The 13,785-nt window shown below is 41.0% G+C and carries 19 protein-coding genes; 17 read left to right on the top strand and 2 right to left on the bottom strand.

Annotated features, from left to right (window positions below):
- The first annotated feature begins 117 nt into the window (after positions 1–117).
- The 5 genes from G596_RS0114865 (at position 118) to G596_RS0114845 (ending at position 2,717) form a co-directional block, all read left to right on the top strand.
- On the top strand, positions 118–315 hold the full coding sequence (locus G596_RS0114865) for a helix-turn-helix transcriptional regulator (protein WP_022762617.1): 198 nt from the start codon (positions 118–120) through the stop codon (positions 313–315).
- A complete protein-coding gene (locus G596_RS0114860) occupies positions 308–661 on the top strand; it encodes a hypothetical protein (RefSeq protein ID WP_022762616.1) in 354 nt (117 codons plus the stop codon). The genes G596_RS0114865 and G596_RS0114860 overlap by 8 nt, the downstream gene beginning before the upstream one ends.
- A 76-nt stretch (positions 662–737) precedes the next feature.
- Positions 738–1,166, top strand: a complete 429-nt coding sequence (locus G596_RS0114855) for a hypothetical protein (RefSeq protein WP_022762615.1) — start codon at positions 738–740, stop codon at positions 1,164–1,166.
- A gap of 287 nt (positions 1,167–1,453) precedes the next feature.
- Positions 1,454–2,047, top strand: a complete 594-nt coding sequence (locus tag G596_RS22390; protein WP_022762614.1) for a hypothetical protein — start codon at positions 1,454–1,456, stop codon at positions 2,045–2,047.
- Positions 2,040–2,717 (top strand): hypothetical protein, encoded by a 678-nt coding sequence (locus G596_RS0114845; protein ID WP_022762613.1) that lies wholly within the window; start codon positions 2,040–2,042, stop codon positions 2,715–2,717. The genes G596_RS22390 and G596_RS0114845 overlap by 8 nt, the downstream gene beginning before the upstream one ends.
- A 185-nt stretch (positions 2,718–2,902) precedes the next feature.
- Here G596_RS0114845 and G596_RS0114840 read toward each other — a convergent pair whose 3' ends face one another.
- Complete coding sequence (locus G596_RS0114840; RefSeq protein WP_022762612.1) at positions 2,903–3,100, bottom strand: hypothetical protein; 198 nt, start codon at positions 3,098–3,100, stop codon at positions 2,903–2,905.
- Positions 3,101–3,194: 94 nt separating this feature from the next.
- On the bottom strand, positions 3,195–3,374 hold the full coding sequence (locus G596_RS0114835; RefSeq protein ID WP_022762611.1) for a hypothetical protein: 180 nt from the start codon (positions 3,372–3,374) through the stop codon (positions 3,195–3,197).
- 136 nt (positions 3,375–3,510) lie between these two features.
- Between G596_RS0114835 and G596_RS0114830 the strand changes: the two genes are divergently transcribed.
- From G596_RS0114830 to G596_RS0114775, 12 genes are all read left to right on the top strand, one after another.
- Positions 3,511–3,717, top strand: a complete 207-nt coding sequence (locus G596_RS0114830) for a hypothetical protein (protein ID WP_022762610.1) — start codon at positions 3,511–3,513, stop codon at positions 3,715–3,717.
- 117 nt (positions 3,718–3,834) lie between these two features.
- Positions 3,835–4,932, top strand: coding sequence for a tyrosine-type recombinase/integrase (locus tag G596_RS23985; RefSeq protein ID WP_022762609.1), 1,098 nt, complete (start codon positions 3,835–3,837; stop codon positions 4,930–4,932).
- 184 nt (positions 4,933–5,116) lie between these two features.
- On the top strand, positions 5,117–5,572 hold the full coding sequence (locus G596_RS0114820; protein ID WP_022762608.1) for a hypothetical protein: 456 nt from the start codon (positions 5,117–5,119) through the stop codon (positions 5,570–5,572).
- Positions 5,573–5,909: 337 nt separating this feature from the next.
- On the top strand, positions 5,910–6,422 hold the full coding sequence (locus G596_RS0114815) for a CarD family transcriptional regulator (RefSeq protein ID WP_022762607.1): 513 nt from the start codon (positions 5,910–5,912) through the stop codon (positions 6,420–6,422).
- 83 nt (positions 6,423–6,505) lie between these two features.
- Positions 6,506–7,768 carry a serine-tRNA(Ala) deacylase AlaX gene (locus tag G596_RS0114810; RefSeq protein ID WP_022762606.1) on the top strand — a complete coding sequence of 421 codons (1,263 nt, stop codon included), beginning with the start codon at positions 6,506–6,508 and terminating at the stop codon, positions 7,766–7,768.
- A 17-nt stretch (positions 7,769–7,785) separates the two neighbouring features.
- On the top strand, positions 7,786–8,502 hold the full coding sequence (locus G596_RS0114805) for an AzlC family ABC transporter permease (protein WP_022762605.1): 717 nt from the start codon (positions 7,786–7,788) through the stop codon (positions 8,500–8,502).
- A complete protein-coding gene (locus tag G596_RS0114800; RefSeq protein WP_022762604.1) occupies positions 8,495–8,800 on the top strand; it encodes an AzlD domain-containing protein in 306 nt (101 codons plus the stop codon). Before G596_RS0114805 ends, G596_RS0114800 begins: the two co-directional genes overlap by 8 nt.
- 33 nt (positions 8,801–8,833) lie before the next feature.
- Positions 8,834–9,379, top strand: a complete 546-nt coding sequence (gene ispF / locus G596_RS0114795) for a 2-C-methyl-D-erythritol 2,4-cyclodiphosphate synthase (protein ID WP_022762603.1) — start codon at positions 8,834–8,836, stop codon at positions 9,377–9,379.
- Positions 9,369–9,803: a Mini-ribonuclease 3 gene (locus G596_RS0114790; RefSeq protein WP_022762602.1), complete on the top strand. Its 435-nt coding sequence runs from the start codon at positions 9,369–9,371 to the stop codon at positions 9,801–9,803. The genes ispF and G596_RS0114790 overlap by 11 nt, the downstream gene beginning before the upstream one ends.
- A 544-nt stretch (positions 9,804–10,347) precedes the next feature.
- On the top strand, positions 10,348–11,163 hold the full coding sequence (rlmB, locus tag G596_RS0114785; RefSeq protein WP_022762601.1) for a 23S rRNA (guanosine(2251)-2'-O)-methyltransferase RlmB: 816 nt from the start codon (positions 10,348–10,350) through the stop codon (positions 11,161–11,163).
- Between the two features lie 58 nt (positions 11,164–11,221).
- Positions 11,222–11,845: an RNA polymerase sporulation sigma factor SigH gene (gene sigH / locus G596_RS0114780; protein ID WP_022762600.1), complete on the top strand. Its 624-nt coding sequence runs from the start codon at positions 11,222–11,224 to the stop codon at positions 11,843–11,845.
- A gap of 164 nt (positions 11,846–12,009) precedes the next feature.
- A complete protein-coding gene (locus tag G596_RS0114775; protein ID WP_022762599.1) occupies positions 12,010–13,317 on the top strand; it encodes a leucine-rich repeat protein in 1,308 nt (435 codons plus the stop codon).
- Positions 13,318–13,785: the final 468 nt, after the last annotated feature.

The following is a 13,785-nucleotide window of genomic DNA, read 5'->3' as shown; positions in this document are numbered from 1 at the left end:
TCCTTTCATTCATAAAAATATCCGTATTTATCATTTAGACAACTACATTCTATCACGCTACACTAAGTACTAACAAGAGCGCTCAAGTTATTCCAGAACATCAAGAAAGGAGATACGATGAAACATTACGAGACTGTAAAGGAAGCATGTAAGCGTACAGGACTTAGCAGGCAGACACTTAAGAAGTTCTATATGGATGGTGTTGTTTTCAAAATAGGTAGAAGTATACGGTTCGATTCTGATGCCTTGGATAAGGCTATTGAAGAAAAAAGCATATCAATAAATAACTTGGAAAGGAAAGCGGAACATGAATAAAGAAATAAAATCATTATTGCTCGCACTTCTGCCAAAAGGACATCAAAATCCCGTAGCAGGGAGAGTGATTGACGAAACCTTGGATTTAAAGGAGCGAGAACGGAAACTTGTTATTGAGCAACTACGAAACGACGGAATATTAGTGCTTGCTGATGAAAACGGATATTACTTGGCATCAAATATCGAAGAAATCAAAAAATTTGTTGCGAAAGTAAATAAGCGTGTTAAGAGCGAGATACGAACCATTCAGACGGCAAAAGCTGTTATCAAGGAAGCTGAAACTCGAGGTGCGGGGCAACTATCACTTCCACTTGATGATATGATGGATAAATTGTTTGGAGCGTGAGAATTGATGTTTGAACGATGGAACAATTTAGTAGATCAAGTGAAGAAACAGCAGAAAAGTAAGGAAGCACAAGAACATGGCAAAAAAGGAAAAATACAAGCCCCACTCATTCGAATGTCTGGGAACAAAGTTCAAGGGCTTAAACGGGGCAATGATGGCTGATACCAGCGCTTCTGTCTTTGAGAGTATGCTTCAATCTGATTCTTTCAAGAGATTAACCCCACGTCAAAAAATTCTCTACGTCTATTTGAAAGGTCAATTCTACGGGAAGCGTAAGCCCCGAATGGATTATCCGAACATTGAAGAATTGCAATCAGATGAATGCTTTTATTTCAATTTTTCTGTTGCACATCAATATGGATTGTACCCGCCAAGGAGTAGCAAGAATTTTTATGATGATATGCAAGCGCTGATTGATGCTGGTTTCATTGAACGAATTGTAAGCGGGAAAGCACATCGAAAGAAAAGTATCTATCGTTATTCGGATAGGTGGAAAGGAAGTTAATTTCTCGTATGGTTAATACACCATAGTGATAGCCTGTAACGTAAGGTCTATATACCATAGTGAGCTAAAAATCCATGATATGTACTGTGGTTTATAGACCATAGTACTTACAATATTATTACTTGCCCTACTGTGGTTCATAGACCATAGATATATATCATATACCATATCCTAAGGGATTCTTTGATGATATGTTTTAGGATTCAATAAGGGTGATTAAATGGGGCTAATCACTACGGGTGGTAAAAAAATGCTATATTTCGGCTTGTATTTAGGTAAAAAAAACAATGAGTTATAAGTATGGCAGATTTACGCCGAATAAAACGCATGGAACAGTGGAAAAAGTCCCGCGCTTCGATGCTTCTGATATTCGGTCTGGTGGCGGGAGCATTCTGTTACTGAATACAACACACATATATGAGTATTCGATTATTGATGATGATATTTATTTCTATGATACATCTGGATTATTAGCTAAAACATCGATAGAAAGTATGGTCAATGCTTCGGGGATACATCATTTCTTTGTGTGTTCCTGTTGCGGTAAGAGATTCAGATATTTATATCTTGTCGGCAAAAAACTTGTGTGTAGGAAGTGTGGACGCCTTAACTACCATTCGCAACAGAAATTTGATGATTATCTGGATTATTACAGACAGGGCATGCAATTCGCTTATGAGAGATTGAAATGGGAATGTGATTATCCTGTACCATTTGAGTTTCCAGAATATACCCCGCCAAGACCGAAAGGGATGCACCGAACAACATATATACGGCTGATGAAGAAATTTAGATGGTATCAGCAAAAATACAAAAATGGGATGCAGGAAGAATTCGAGAGAATTATGCAAGAAATATCGAAAGGAAAATATTATGAGTAGATCAAATTGTTTCTTTGAAACGGCAAAAGAGTTTCAAGATAAGCGGTCGGCGCTGGTTGCCGATTATGAAAGCAAAAAGGAAACCTTAGATAAATATCGGGATTCAGTTACTTCACAAGAGGAATTAGAAGCACTGAACAAAGAGCATGGTAAGGCGCTGAAAGAATTGCAGGATACTTACAGGAAGCGCTTAAACAATCAGCTTAATGCAATGTCTGGAAGAATAGACCGCATTCAGTGCAAAGCACCTACTACTGAACAGCTTAACACTATTGAGCTTTTAAAGGCTAGAAATCATGTTACCAAGGCTGAATTAGAACAGGCTTCGGAAAGTCTCAAGGATAGTGCTTTATGTATGAGTGCTTTGCAGGAAATAGCACTCGACCACAATATTATAGGCGGGTATGCTTCGCGGTCTACGGAAATAAATCCGAATGTTTACAGGAGCATTATTAGCAATGTGGGATATAGTCTGGACGATTGGATTAAGTTCGATACCGATATGGTAAGTAGAAAGGTGAACGATTTTCAATGTGAGCATTATGGAAGCCAACAGATGCCCCTAAGAAAGAGAAAAACATTCAATACAGTGAGAGAATGCTTTGCCGAATTTGCGGGGCTGGATGATGCCGAATTTGATGATTTCAGCGAGGTTATTGACAGTGAGTAAGGAGATAGCAACAGTATCATTTTTCACTTATGAAGCAATGAGCGCCCGTTATGAACGGCTTTTAGTTCGAATGGGAATACTATGTGCCGTTGATACTTTGGCTATGCTGGTAAGCGTTATATTGCTGAAAAAGAGATAAGAAAAGAATAACCGCCTTACAAAACTGTAAGGCGGTTAGGTCTTAGCTATTTGGTTACATCTTCCAGAAATGAAATAACATCATCTATGGTTAACTCAAATCTTGAACCAGCTACAACATAATTGCCATAAGTGTCAATAATCATGTAGCCCCCTAAATTATCAAGGTTAATATTATTAACCCTTGATTTTCTAAGCGAATAGCCAAGTTTATTTAACTTATGGCGTAATGTATTTTTGTTCATAATAAATTTCTCCTTTAATTTGATATTTAATCCAAACCATGCCTTAACAAACCAAAAGAAGCCTAACCACACCACGCCATAACTTAAAACTGATTCACGCGTTATCTAACTTTATTTGAGTATCAACGGATCGCTTGATAAAACCATTAACAGATTCATGCCTACTATCTGCATGAGCTTTTATGATAGCATACTGTTCATTTGGAATATCTAAGGAAATTCTTTTTAGTTTTTCTTTGCGATAGTTTCGCTGGTATTCTGTTTTGTTGAACATAACACACTCCTATAAATTTATATGCTTATTATAACAGAAATAGAGAAATTTACCCACGTAGATTGTCTACGTGGATAGACTATGCTATTATTTAGTTGACACCAATCATATTCACAATACAAGGAAAGGAGTAAAGATGGATAAATTATTGAATCCTACGGATGCAATAACTATCGTGTTCAATAATCCTGTACCGAATGAAGAAGTTACAGGATGCTTACACGAAATCTATAAGCATTGTGTAGAGTTTGCGGATAATGAGCATGATGCTATTGCGCTGGCGCTGGTAGCTTCATACATTTATGGCTTCTGTATGAGGAAACACATTGATAGAAGAAAATAAGGCTTATCCATACCGCATATATGAATAAGCCCTATAAGGAAGCCCCGTAACTATCGCAAGAAACAAGGCACACTGATATTATCGCATTGTACCTTGTTTCATACAAGGAGAATGCTTATGAAACAGAAAAAAAGAAAAGATGGCAGGCTTTGCCGTACATTCACATTTGGCAACAAGCGTTATTATATTTATGGTTACGATACACAAGAACTGAATCAAAAAGAGTTTGAAAAAAGGCAACAGCTAACAGAAAACAAAATCGAGCATGATAATCCCACGATAGACACTTTCTTTGATAGGTGGCAAGAAAACAGAATGGGAAGTGTCAAAGAATCAACAATTTACAATGAAGATAACAGATATATGTGTTGTTCTACAATAATGGTAGGTGATAAAAGATTCGGGGAGTATCGGCTGGACGAAGTTAGGACAGATGACGTTAGAAAGCTACAGAAATACTTTATTAAGAACGGGATTAAGCCCCAGACAATTAACAACAGAATTTCTCTTATATCCCGCTTATTTAAGGATGCTGTTCTGGAGAACTATATTTCCTATAATCCGTGTCTGACGATTAAGCCATTAAAGAAAACTGATGAACAGGCGCGGGACAATATTCATAGAGCACTCACACAAGCTGAAACGGAAGCATTTTTCAAAGAAGCAGAAAACAGTTTCTACTACGACCTTTTCAGAATGGCAATTTTTACAGGAATGCGATTTGGAGAGTTAACAGCGCTATATAATTCGGACATACGAAATGATCTAATTCATGTTGAGCGTACAACTACAGTAGTGGATGGAAACAGAATACTAGGTAGCTCAACAAAAACATCCAAGAAAAGGGTTATCCCTGTTAATGCTGATATTAGAGAAGCAATTGAACACCAGCGCACGATTAACTCTATTCTGGATGGTGACAAGGTTATAAATATTAAAGATGTATTGTTTAAATCATCTAGACGCGGGTTAATGAGTAGTTCAGCCGTAAATGGAGAGATATTAAGAATATGCAAAAAGACGGGAATTGAGAAATTTACGTTCCATTGTTTCCGAGATACTTTTGCGACAAGGGCGCTAGAAAACGGCATGAATCCTAAAACATTACAAGAAATCTTAGGACATTCCAGCTTTGCGATGACGATGGATACCTACGCACACTGTTTGACAGAAACCAAGGTGAAAGCTATGGAACAATTGAAGATAGTTCTTTGATGGATGATGAAAAGATGGGTACAAAAAGTATCCATCTTTTTTGATAAGTGGTCAAAAATGTGGTCAATACGATTAAACACTAGATTTTTAGCGATATTTTATAGATTTATAAGATTTGTTTATAAGAAGGCGTGCTATAATTACCATATGGAAGTTCACTCCCCGTGATGACAGGAGGCTCAGTATGAATCAAAGCTTATACGATGCGGTGTTCTGTGTGGATGTCGGTGGGCAGAAGATTGATCCTTTTGCAGCCGCAACTATAGATTTCGGAAAAGTTATCAGCGACATGAAACTTGGCGGGTATGAGATCACTTCTCTCCATGTTGCAGAGTTTATGGTTCTCCATTTTCTGGATGACCTCAGAAAAATCAAGAACCAGATTATCACTGAGACCATGGATCTGCCCAATAAAGAAGAAGTGTGCAGAGAAAATTACGGAATGTCGTTTAAAGACATACATGCTCTTGAACCCACCAAGGATATTGAGTTTGACCTAAAGAGCGGACAGGTGCTGTTGTTCCTGTCGAATGATGCTCAGTACATGGAAGATGCATATATGAAACTGTTTGGACAGCAACTTAACGAGTTCTGTCAGAATACAGGTTTTATATACACAAAGCTCGGTGAAGCTTTATAACACCCGGCTTTATAGTAATTCCTCCTTTCCTTTCTTATATTGTTATTGTTGCGAAGATGGCCTGGCGCGAGTATACCTCCGTCGGGTCTTCTTTATTGGCTAGAAATGCTACATTGGCGCGGCTTTTTGCCGGTTAAAACAGGCCCTATTAGCATATACTAACAATATTCTGATAGTTTCTTAAGATTTTCTTAAAAAAGAGCCCGATATATTACATTAATCGTAAAAAATTGCTATGATTGTTCTAGTGTCGCCCTTGTTTTTTAGAAGTAGTCATCGGATGGGGTTCTGCCGTCCGAAAAGGCTTTTTCTTGTTTTATTTTTAGGAGGAAAAAATATGCTGAGTAGAGGAGATTGCGTCGTTTATGGTAACCATGGACTTTGTGAAGTAAAAGACATTTTGGTTCCGTCTTTTCTTGAGAGAGGCAATGAAACCTTATACTACAGCATGGTGTCAAGCATAGACACCAAGGGGGTTCTGTATGTTCCCGTTGACGGAGCAGAGGCTAAGATGCGTGATGCTATTGATGCAGACGAAGCCGAGGAACTTATCGATGAGATCGACGAGCTTGAAGTATACGATATTCCCCAGGGAAAGAAGGCTGAGGCTGTTATCGTAGAAGTTATCAAGAGAAATAAGGCTCCCGAGATGATGTGCCTTGTTAAGTCTCTTCGCAAGATTAAGGCTACAAGAGCTGCCGAGGGCAAGAAGTTCGCATCAATGGATGAGAAGTACCTCGGAATCGCTGAGAAGCTCCTTTATTCTGAGATGGCTTATTCAATGGAGTCCAAGCTCGACGCAGTAAAAGAGCGCGTTACCAGCGAGCTTTCACAGCTTACACTTGCATAATAATTGATTATTTCAGGGATGCCGATGAGGCATCCCTTTTTTAAATTTCTGAATAACCTCAAAGTGTGGTAAAATAAAGCATTATGAACGAAAATACAATAAAACTTTATGATGAAAATGCATATTCAACAGAGTTCACAGCAAGAGTAATAAGCTGTGAGAAGATAGAAGGCGAGAACGGACAGTATAAAGCTGTATTTGACCGGACTCTGTTTTTCCCTGAAGAGGGCGGACAGACTCCCGACAGAGGCGTGGTTTATCTCCTTAGTGAACAGGATATTGAGCTATTAAAAACAGCAGGAACATCTGAAAGTGCCGATGCCTTTACGCAAGGGGAAAATGATATCAACGTCCTCGACGTCCAGATCAAATCCGATATAATCTATCATTATCTTGATAAGGAGCTCGAGGAAGGCTCCACGATTCTCGGGAAAATCGATTTTAGTCACCGTTTTTCAAACATGCAGCAGCACTCCGGAGAGCACATTTTTTCCGGAATAGTGAATTCTAAATTCGGCTATGATAACGTGGGATTCCACCTCAGCGATTCTATTGTGACAATGGACTATAGCGGTCAGCTTTTACCCGAACAGCTTGCGGACGTAGAACTGCAGGTGAACAGGGCGATTTATGAAAATCGCGAGATCAGGGCATATTACCCGTCACCTGAGGAACTTGCGGATATCGACTATCGAAGTAAGAAGGAACTGACCGGGGCGGTTAGAATAGTCGAGGTTGACGGCTATGATGTCTGCGCTTGCTGCGCGCCTCATGTTAAGAGAACCGGCGAGATCGGAATACTGAAAATTGTTGGTTTTCAGAATTATAAGGGCGGAACAAGAGTCAGCATTTTGTGCGGGAAAAGAGCGCTCGAGTTTTTGTCGGGTGAGCATAATATGATCCAGGAACTTGCCGGAGAACTATCTACTTCCGGTGACAATATTCCAAACATTGTGCATAAGCAGCAGGAAGAAATAGCCACTCTGAAAAGAAGTCTTTCCGAGGCAGGCGAGAAGCTTCTGAATATAGAAGCTGACAAGGTACCTGAAGACGTACGAAATGTCTGTCTTTTAGCGGACAAGGATTCGGATCCTAATGTCATCAGACGTGTTGTGAACAGACTTGTCAGCGAGAGAGAAGGGTACTGCGGTATCTTTTTCGGAGACGATGAGAGCGGTTACAGATTTATAATCGGATGCCCGGATGGACTTAACAGCAACGATGTTCTGACGCAGCTCAGGAAAAGCTTTCAGGTTCGCGGCGGCGGAAAACCCGCCATGGTCCAGGGCAGCATAGAAGGCGCAACATCCGACAACATTATGGAGACATTCGGACAGCTTGGCTGACGGATGAGGGGAGAATTATGGAAAAAGAAAACGAATTTATAGAAGGCTTAAGGGATGCAATTCCTGTCTGCCTCGGATACCTTGCGGTATCCTTTGCCTTCGGCATTCAGGCGGCGGAAGCAGGTTTGACCGTTTTTCAGGCATCTCTTATGTCACTTACAAATGTAACGAGCGCGGGGCAGTTTTCATCCCTCGACCTCATAGCTACTAATGCAACCTACGCCGAGATGGCGCTGTTGCAGTTGGTGGTCAATATCAGATACATGCTGATGAGTACGGCGCTGTCGCAGAAGTTTTCATCAAAAGTCGGTACACTATCAAGATGCCTTGTAGCGTACGGCGTTACGGATGAGATTTTCGGACTTAGTGTCACCAGAAAAGGGCGCCTGAAACCCGCCTATTCCTACGGACTTATTATTTGCTCGGTTTTTGGATGGGTACTAGGAACCTTCCTTGGAGCATTCGCGGGACAGATTATGCCCCAGAGGCTTATCAGTGCGCTGGGACTTGCAATATATGGAATGTTTCTTGCGATTATAATCCCGGAAGCCAGTGAAAACGGTGCGGTTATGGCGGTTGTCATAGGAGCCATGGTTATGAGTACGGTTTTCACATATGCTCCGGTACTAAGTTCTATTTCATCGGGTTTCAGAATTATTATAGTAACGGTCGTGATCGCAGCAGCTGCCGCAATTTTCGCACCAAGAACAGAGGAGGACACGGCAGATGCATAACATATTCGGCTATATTTTTGTGATGGCACTGGTTACATATCTTGTCAGAATGTTGCCGCTCACACTTATAAGAAGAGATATCAACTCACGCTTTGTAAAGTCATTCTTGTACTACGTACCCTATGCGACGCTGGCAGCTATGACTTTTCCCGCTATCATCCATGCGTCAGATTCCATGCGCGCATCGGTGATAGGTTTTGCGGTGGCGCTTGGATTATCCTTTAGGAAGCGAAGCCTTCTTACGGTAGCAGTTGCAGCCTGTGCTGCGGTTTTTGTGGCGGAGTGGTTTTTAATCTAATTAGAAAAGTTGCATTAACGGAGGTTAATAAACATGCATATAGGAACAGGTTATGATGTACATAGATTGGTTGAGGGAAGGAAGCTCATCCTTGGCGGCGTGGAGATACCTTATGAAAAGGGGCTCCTTGGTCATTCCGATGCGGATGTTCTGCTTCATGCCATAAGTGATGCGCTTCTTGGCGCCTGTGCGCTCGGAGATATCGGCAAGCATTTTCCTGATTCGGACCCTAAGTATAAAGGCGCCGATTCATTAAAACTGCTCTCGGAGGTCGGCAGAATGCTGGAGGATAATCACTATCTTATAGAGAACATCGACTCCACCATTTTATGTCAGGCACCAAAGCTTCGTCCTTACATCGACACCATGCGCCAGAACATCGCTGATGCGCTTGAAATCAATATTGCGCAGGTCAGCGTCAAGGCTACAACTGAGGAAGGTCTTGGATTTACCGGTGCCGGAGAGGGAATAGCAGCTCAGGCCATTTGCCTTCTTGCAAGCCCCATCGAATTTACAACAAGAAACGTGACTTTCCAGACCGGCGAAGCACCTGAAGGAGGATGCTGCTGTGGACAATAATATTGACCTTGCGGCTATAATCCGTGAGAATTTTGCTGTGCCGGGCGAACCCATGAATAGATATAGCCCGTTGGCTCTTGCCTTTATGGGAGACAGCGTCTACGAGATAATCATTCGCAGCATTGTTGTTCAGGAGGCCAACAGACCCGCCGGCCAGCTCAACAAGATAAAAGTGAAATATGTCAATGCCGCAGCCCAGGCTAAAATCATTGAATTTTTAGAGCCCGACCTCACCGAGGAGGAGCTTGACGCCTACAAGCGCGGTCGCAACGCCAAGTCCTACACGAGTGCCAAGAACCAGAGTGTTACGGACTATCGCAAGGCCACCGGCCTCGAGGCTCTTTGCGGATACCTGTATTTGAAAGGTGACCTGGACAGACTGATAGAGCTTCTGAAAAAGGGTATTGAAGTTATCGATAGATAATTATTGTGGCGGGATAGGCTGGAGTGGCATTACATCAGCATAGGTTATAGGCTGGAGTGGTATTACATTGTCATAGGTTATAGGCATAAGCTTAGCTTTTTAGCGACAATTACCTTGAAAACATGAAAAGATGGAAAATCATGGTAGGGAGTAGGCAGTTAATTACCAAGATAATAGGGAAAAGCGATAAATTAGGGTAGAGAGAAGGCAGGCGATTACCAAGATAATATGAAAAACGGATAAATCAAGGTAAAGAGCAGACATAGCAATACCTAGAAAAAGGTAAAAATGTAAAAATCTTGGTACAGCATAGTCTAAGGTTTACCAAGAAAAATAGAAAAATAGGAAAATCTTGGTAACAATTAGTTTTTCCCGGACCAAGATAATCAAGAAAACAAACTAATCTTGGTAATTAGTAGAAGAATTCATACCAAGAAAGTATCAAATTCAAAACAATATGGGTAAGAATAGACTAAAACAAGAAATAATAGCAAGATACAGAGCCTAAGCAACTAAACAGAGAAACGGCTCAATAGGTGAAAATATGAGAGATAATCAGAGAAACGACTACAAACATTCAAGAAACGACAAGCATACCAGAAGAGAGGAAAATGACATTGAAAGCCTCACCATCGAGGGCAGAAATGCTGTAATAGAGGCGCTTCGAAGCGGCAGGACAATAGATAAGATATTGATTCTTGACGGATGCCAGGACGGTCCGATCGCGACTATAAGAAAAGAAGCCAAAAAAGCCGGAATCATGATGAAGTTTGTTTCAAGGGACAGACTTGATCAGATTTCGGAGACAGGTGCGCATCAGGGAGTCATTGCCTATGCGGCAGCTTATTCATACTCAGAGATTGATGATATATTCAATCTTGCTGAAGAAAAAGGTGAATCACCTTTTGTATTCCTACTGGATAACATTGAGGATCCGCATAATCTCGGTGCCATAATAAGAACAGCCAATATCGCCGGAGCTCACGGAGTAATTATCCCGAAGAACCGTGCGGTCGGACTTACTGCAACTGTTGCCAAGACCAGCGCCGGTGCACTCAATTACACACCGGTAGTCAAGGTGACCAATATGGCGAGAACAATCGAGGAGCTTAAAAAACGCGGTATGTGGTTTGTCTGCGCAGATATGGATGGTCAGCCTATGTACAACCTCGATCTTAAGGGCTCCATCGGACTTGTAATCGGCAATGAGGGCTCCGGAGTCAGCAAGCTTGTACGTGAAAAATGCGACATGATCGCTGCCATACCCATGAAGGGCGAGATTAATTCTCTCAATGCTTCGGTGGCTGCGGGAGTTCTCGGGTTTGAAATCGCAAGACAGCGCGGTGGATACGGAAAGTAAAACGTATCAGCGCCTTTTGATAATGAATAGAGTTCGCAAGTTTTTATGAGGGATTTACATGTCAAAAATAACCGGCGATGAGACCGATGAGGAGCTTATCACAAGGCTTCGGGACGGGGAATCGGACGTAACAGACTACATAATGAATAAGTATAAGAATCTGGTCAGGACCAAGGCTGCATCCATGTATATTCTCGGGGCAGACAAGGATGACCTCATTCAGGAGGGTATGATAGGCCTGTTTAAGGCTGTCCGCGACTACGATGCAGGACGTGATGCCAGCTTCAAGACCTTTGCGGATCTGTGCATATCAAGGCAGATGTACACCGCAATTCAGGCGTCCAACAGAAAAAAGCACGCTCCGCTTAACGGCTACATCTCGCTTTACTCCAAACTCGGAGATTCCGAGGAGGACAAGGAGTTTTCGCTGGATCAGGTTCTGGAAAATATAAACGACAACGATCCGGAATCTATGATGATCGATCGCGAGAACACCAGAGATATCGAAAAATTCATTGAAAACGGCCTGAGCGATTTTGAACAGGCAGTCCTGGAACTCCATCTCACCGGCATGAGCTATGTTGAGATAGCAAGAGTCATTGGGCGTGATGAAAAGTCCACTGATAATGCACTTCAGAGGCTCAAAAACAAGATCAGGAAATATGTTAAAGACATAAAATAGGTATAAAAATACGTTGAAGATTAGAGAAAATCGGCATTCTGAAAAAAGTTTGCCGATTTTTTTATTTTTTTTATTTTGACTGCAACTTTTTAAAAATCCTCTCACTCTATATAAATGTAAGGCCTACAAAACATATATAAAAGAGTTAAAAGGAGAGAATTACTATGAAGAAAAGAGTCAATTATGTTTTATGTTTATTTGCAGTTGCAGTTTTGTTATTGGTTCCTAAACAGGTAAAGGCGGCCTATTACAAATCCGGTTCTGATATTCAGATGAATGCACCTGAAATATCACTTGGGAATGTCTATTATAGAGAGACTTATACAGATGATATGAAAAAATTCTATAGATTTAAAACCGGTAATCTGGATGGCGTTTATCTGATAAGCTTCAGGACGGCTATCGAAGGCGGACAGGGTGGATCGGCCCGGGCAGCAGCATACTCCACATTAACGGTGATGGATGGATATACAAATAAAGTTGCGGGAATTGACGGTAAGAACGGACGCATGTCTATATTTGAAGAATACTCACTAAATGATAAAAAGGCGTTGATGCTCGATGCGGTTATTGTTGCTTCAAATCTTAATAAAAATGCTGATTATTATATTCAATTTGGCGCATATGACGGACTTAAATCATGGAATTACAACAAGGTATCAAGTATTTGTGTTGAATTTGTGCCTTTTAGGGTTGCCTCCGGATTTGCTATGGCTGAGAACTCCAATGGGGATTTGACCTTTACATGGAATAATATCGAAAAGTATAACTCATACAATTCACTTGCATCATTTGATAAATTCATTATAAAAGCATATGCAAACGGCAATGAGAAAAATATTGCTGAAGGAAATGGCGGAGTGAACTGTCTTATTGTGAAAGGTAATAATTCTACACTGAGAGGCTTTGGTTACCCGGAAAATACTGTCAATTTTGAGCTGTTCTGCGGACAGACATATTACTCGTATTTTAACAGCAGAGCATCATTTACCAAAATGTATAGTACCGGAAACATCCTGTTCACATCTCCTCTTACACATTCTTCCGAACATGTTGTGAATGGCATTAAATACAGAATAAGAAAAAATGGTTCTAATGGTTGCGGTGAGGTTGAAGCAGTCGGAACTGATCAGACATTTAATTCGGGGAATCTTCATATCCCTGAAAGCGTAGTAATCAAGGGCTACATTTTTTCAGTTACATCTATAGCTGATGATGCATTTGCAGGCAATAAATCAATTACAACGGCTACGATTGGGAAAAATGTTAAAAAAATAGGCAGCCGGGCATTTTCAGGATGCTCAAGTCTTAAAAAGGTAAGCATAAAGTCTAAAAATCTAAAAAAGGTCGGAAAGAAAGCCTTTTTCACAACTAATAAAAAAGGAAAGGTAAAGGTACCTTCATCTAAACTGACTGGTTACAAAAGACTTTTAAAAGGGAAGATTACAAAAGGAATTAAGATTATGAAATAGTAATCGGTTCATGAAAAGTTTATTAAGAATTGTATATTCTGGAGAATATAGGTGGATAGTGTCAAATGATCTATGAAAAAACTGGGTCAAAAAATAGGCTCAGATGAACCTCGAAAATTGCAGATATATAGGTTGAGGTAGCCGGACGCCACCCTTGACAGCACAAAAAATAACTGCTGACGGTTAATCACCGACGGCGAAGAACTCAAGAACAATCAGATTTTCTCCGTCGTTTGCAGCAGTGTAGCAGTTATTTTTTGTGCCATCAAGGGCAAGCCGCTAAAGCGGTGGCTAGGTTAATACCTCGGGCTCAGAATCTAAGAACAATCAGCTGGCAGCCTGAAGTTCAAGTATCTTCTTCTGACCGAAGTAGATCATCAGCTGCCACCTAGCGGGCATGTTTTCAGCCTTTGACAGAATCTCATCTACAACTGGAGGCCTGTAACCATTGTACTTATGCGGCCTCAG

This window comes from Butyrivibrio sp. AD3002 (assembly GCF_000420905.1).
Lineage (GTDB): Bacteria > Bacillota > Clostridia > Lachnospirales > Lachnospiraceae > Butyrivibrio.
This window is presented reverse-complemented; position numbering and strand designations above follow the sequence as displayed.

What these genes read in the sequence shown, in the direction of transcription:
- G596_RS0114810 (WP_022762606.1), top strand. Translation starts at nt 6,506, where the DNA reads ATGAACGAAAATACAATAAAACTTTATGATGAAAATGCATATTCAACA.
- G596_RS0114860 (WP_022762616.1), top strand. Translation starts at nt 308, where the DNA reads ATGAATAAAGAAATAAAATCATTATTGCTCGCACTTCTGCCAAAAGGA.
- G596_RS0114815 (WP_022762607.1), top strand. Translation starts at nt 5,910, where the DNA reads ATGCTGAGTAGAGGAGATTGCGTCGTTTATGGTAACCATGGACTTTGT.
- G596_RS0114820 (WP_022762608.1), top strand. Translation starts at nt 5,117, where the DNA reads ATGAATCAAAGCTTATACGATGCGGTGTTCTGTGTGGATGTCGGTGGG.
- G596_RS0114845 (WP_022762613.1), top strand. Translation starts at nt 2,040, where the DNA reads ATGAGTAGATCAAATTGTTTCTTTGAAACGGCAAAAGAGTTTCAAGAT.
- G596_RS23985 (WP_022762609.1), top strand. Translation starts at nt 3,835, where the DNA reads ATGAAACAGAAAAAAAGAAAAGATGGCAGGCTTTGCCGTACATTCACA.
- G596_RS0114775 (WP_022762599.1), top strand. Translation starts at nt 12,010, where the DNA reads ATGAAGAAAAGAGTCAATTATGTTTTATGTTTATTTGCAGTTGCAGTT.
- G596_RS0114830 (WP_022762610.1), top strand. Translation starts at nt 3,511, where the DNA reads ATGGATAAATTATTGAATCCTACGGATGCAATAACTATCGTGTTCAAT.
- sigH (WP_022762600.1), top strand. Translation starts at nt 11,222, where the DNA reads ATGTCAAAAATAACCGGCGATGAGACCGATGAGGAGCTTATCACAAGG.
- G596_RS0114835 (WP_022762611.1), bottom strand. Translation starts at nt 3,374, where the DNA reads ATGTTCAACAAAACAGAATACCAGCGAAACTATCGCAAAGAAAAACTA.
- G596_RS0114865 (WP_022762617.1), top strand. Translation starts at nt 118, where the DNA reads ATGAAACATTACGAGACTGTAAAGGAAGCATGTAAGCGTACAGGACTT.
- G596_RS0114800 (WP_022762604.1), top strand. Translation starts at nt 8,495, where the DNA reads ATGCATAACATATTCGGCTATATTTTTGTGATGGCACTGGTTACATAT.
- ispF (WP_022762603.1), top strand. Translation starts at nt 8,834, where the DNA reads ATGCATATAGGAACAGGTTATGATGTACATAGATTGGTTGAGGGAAGG.
- G596_RS0114855 (WP_022762615.1), top strand. Translation starts at nt 738, where the DNA reads ATGGCAAAAAAGGAAAAATACAAGCCCCACTCATTCGAATGTCTGGGA.
- G596_RS0114840 (WP_022762612.1), bottom strand. Translation starts at nt 3,100, where the DNA reads ATGAACAAAAATACATTACGCCATAAGTTAAATAAACTTGGCTATTCG.
- G596_RS0114805 (WP_022762605.1), top strand. Translation starts at nt 7,786, where the DNA reads ATGGAAAAAGAAAACGAATTTATAGAAGGCTTAAGGGATGCAATTCCT.
- G596_RS22390 (WP_022762614.1), top strand. Translation starts at nt 1,454, where the DNA reads ATGAGTTATAAGTATGGCAGATTTACGCCGAATAAAACGCATGGAACA.
- rlmB (WP_022762601.1), top strand. Translation starts at nt 10,348, where the DNA reads ATGAGAGATAATCAGAGAAACGACTACAAACATTCAAGAAACGACAAG.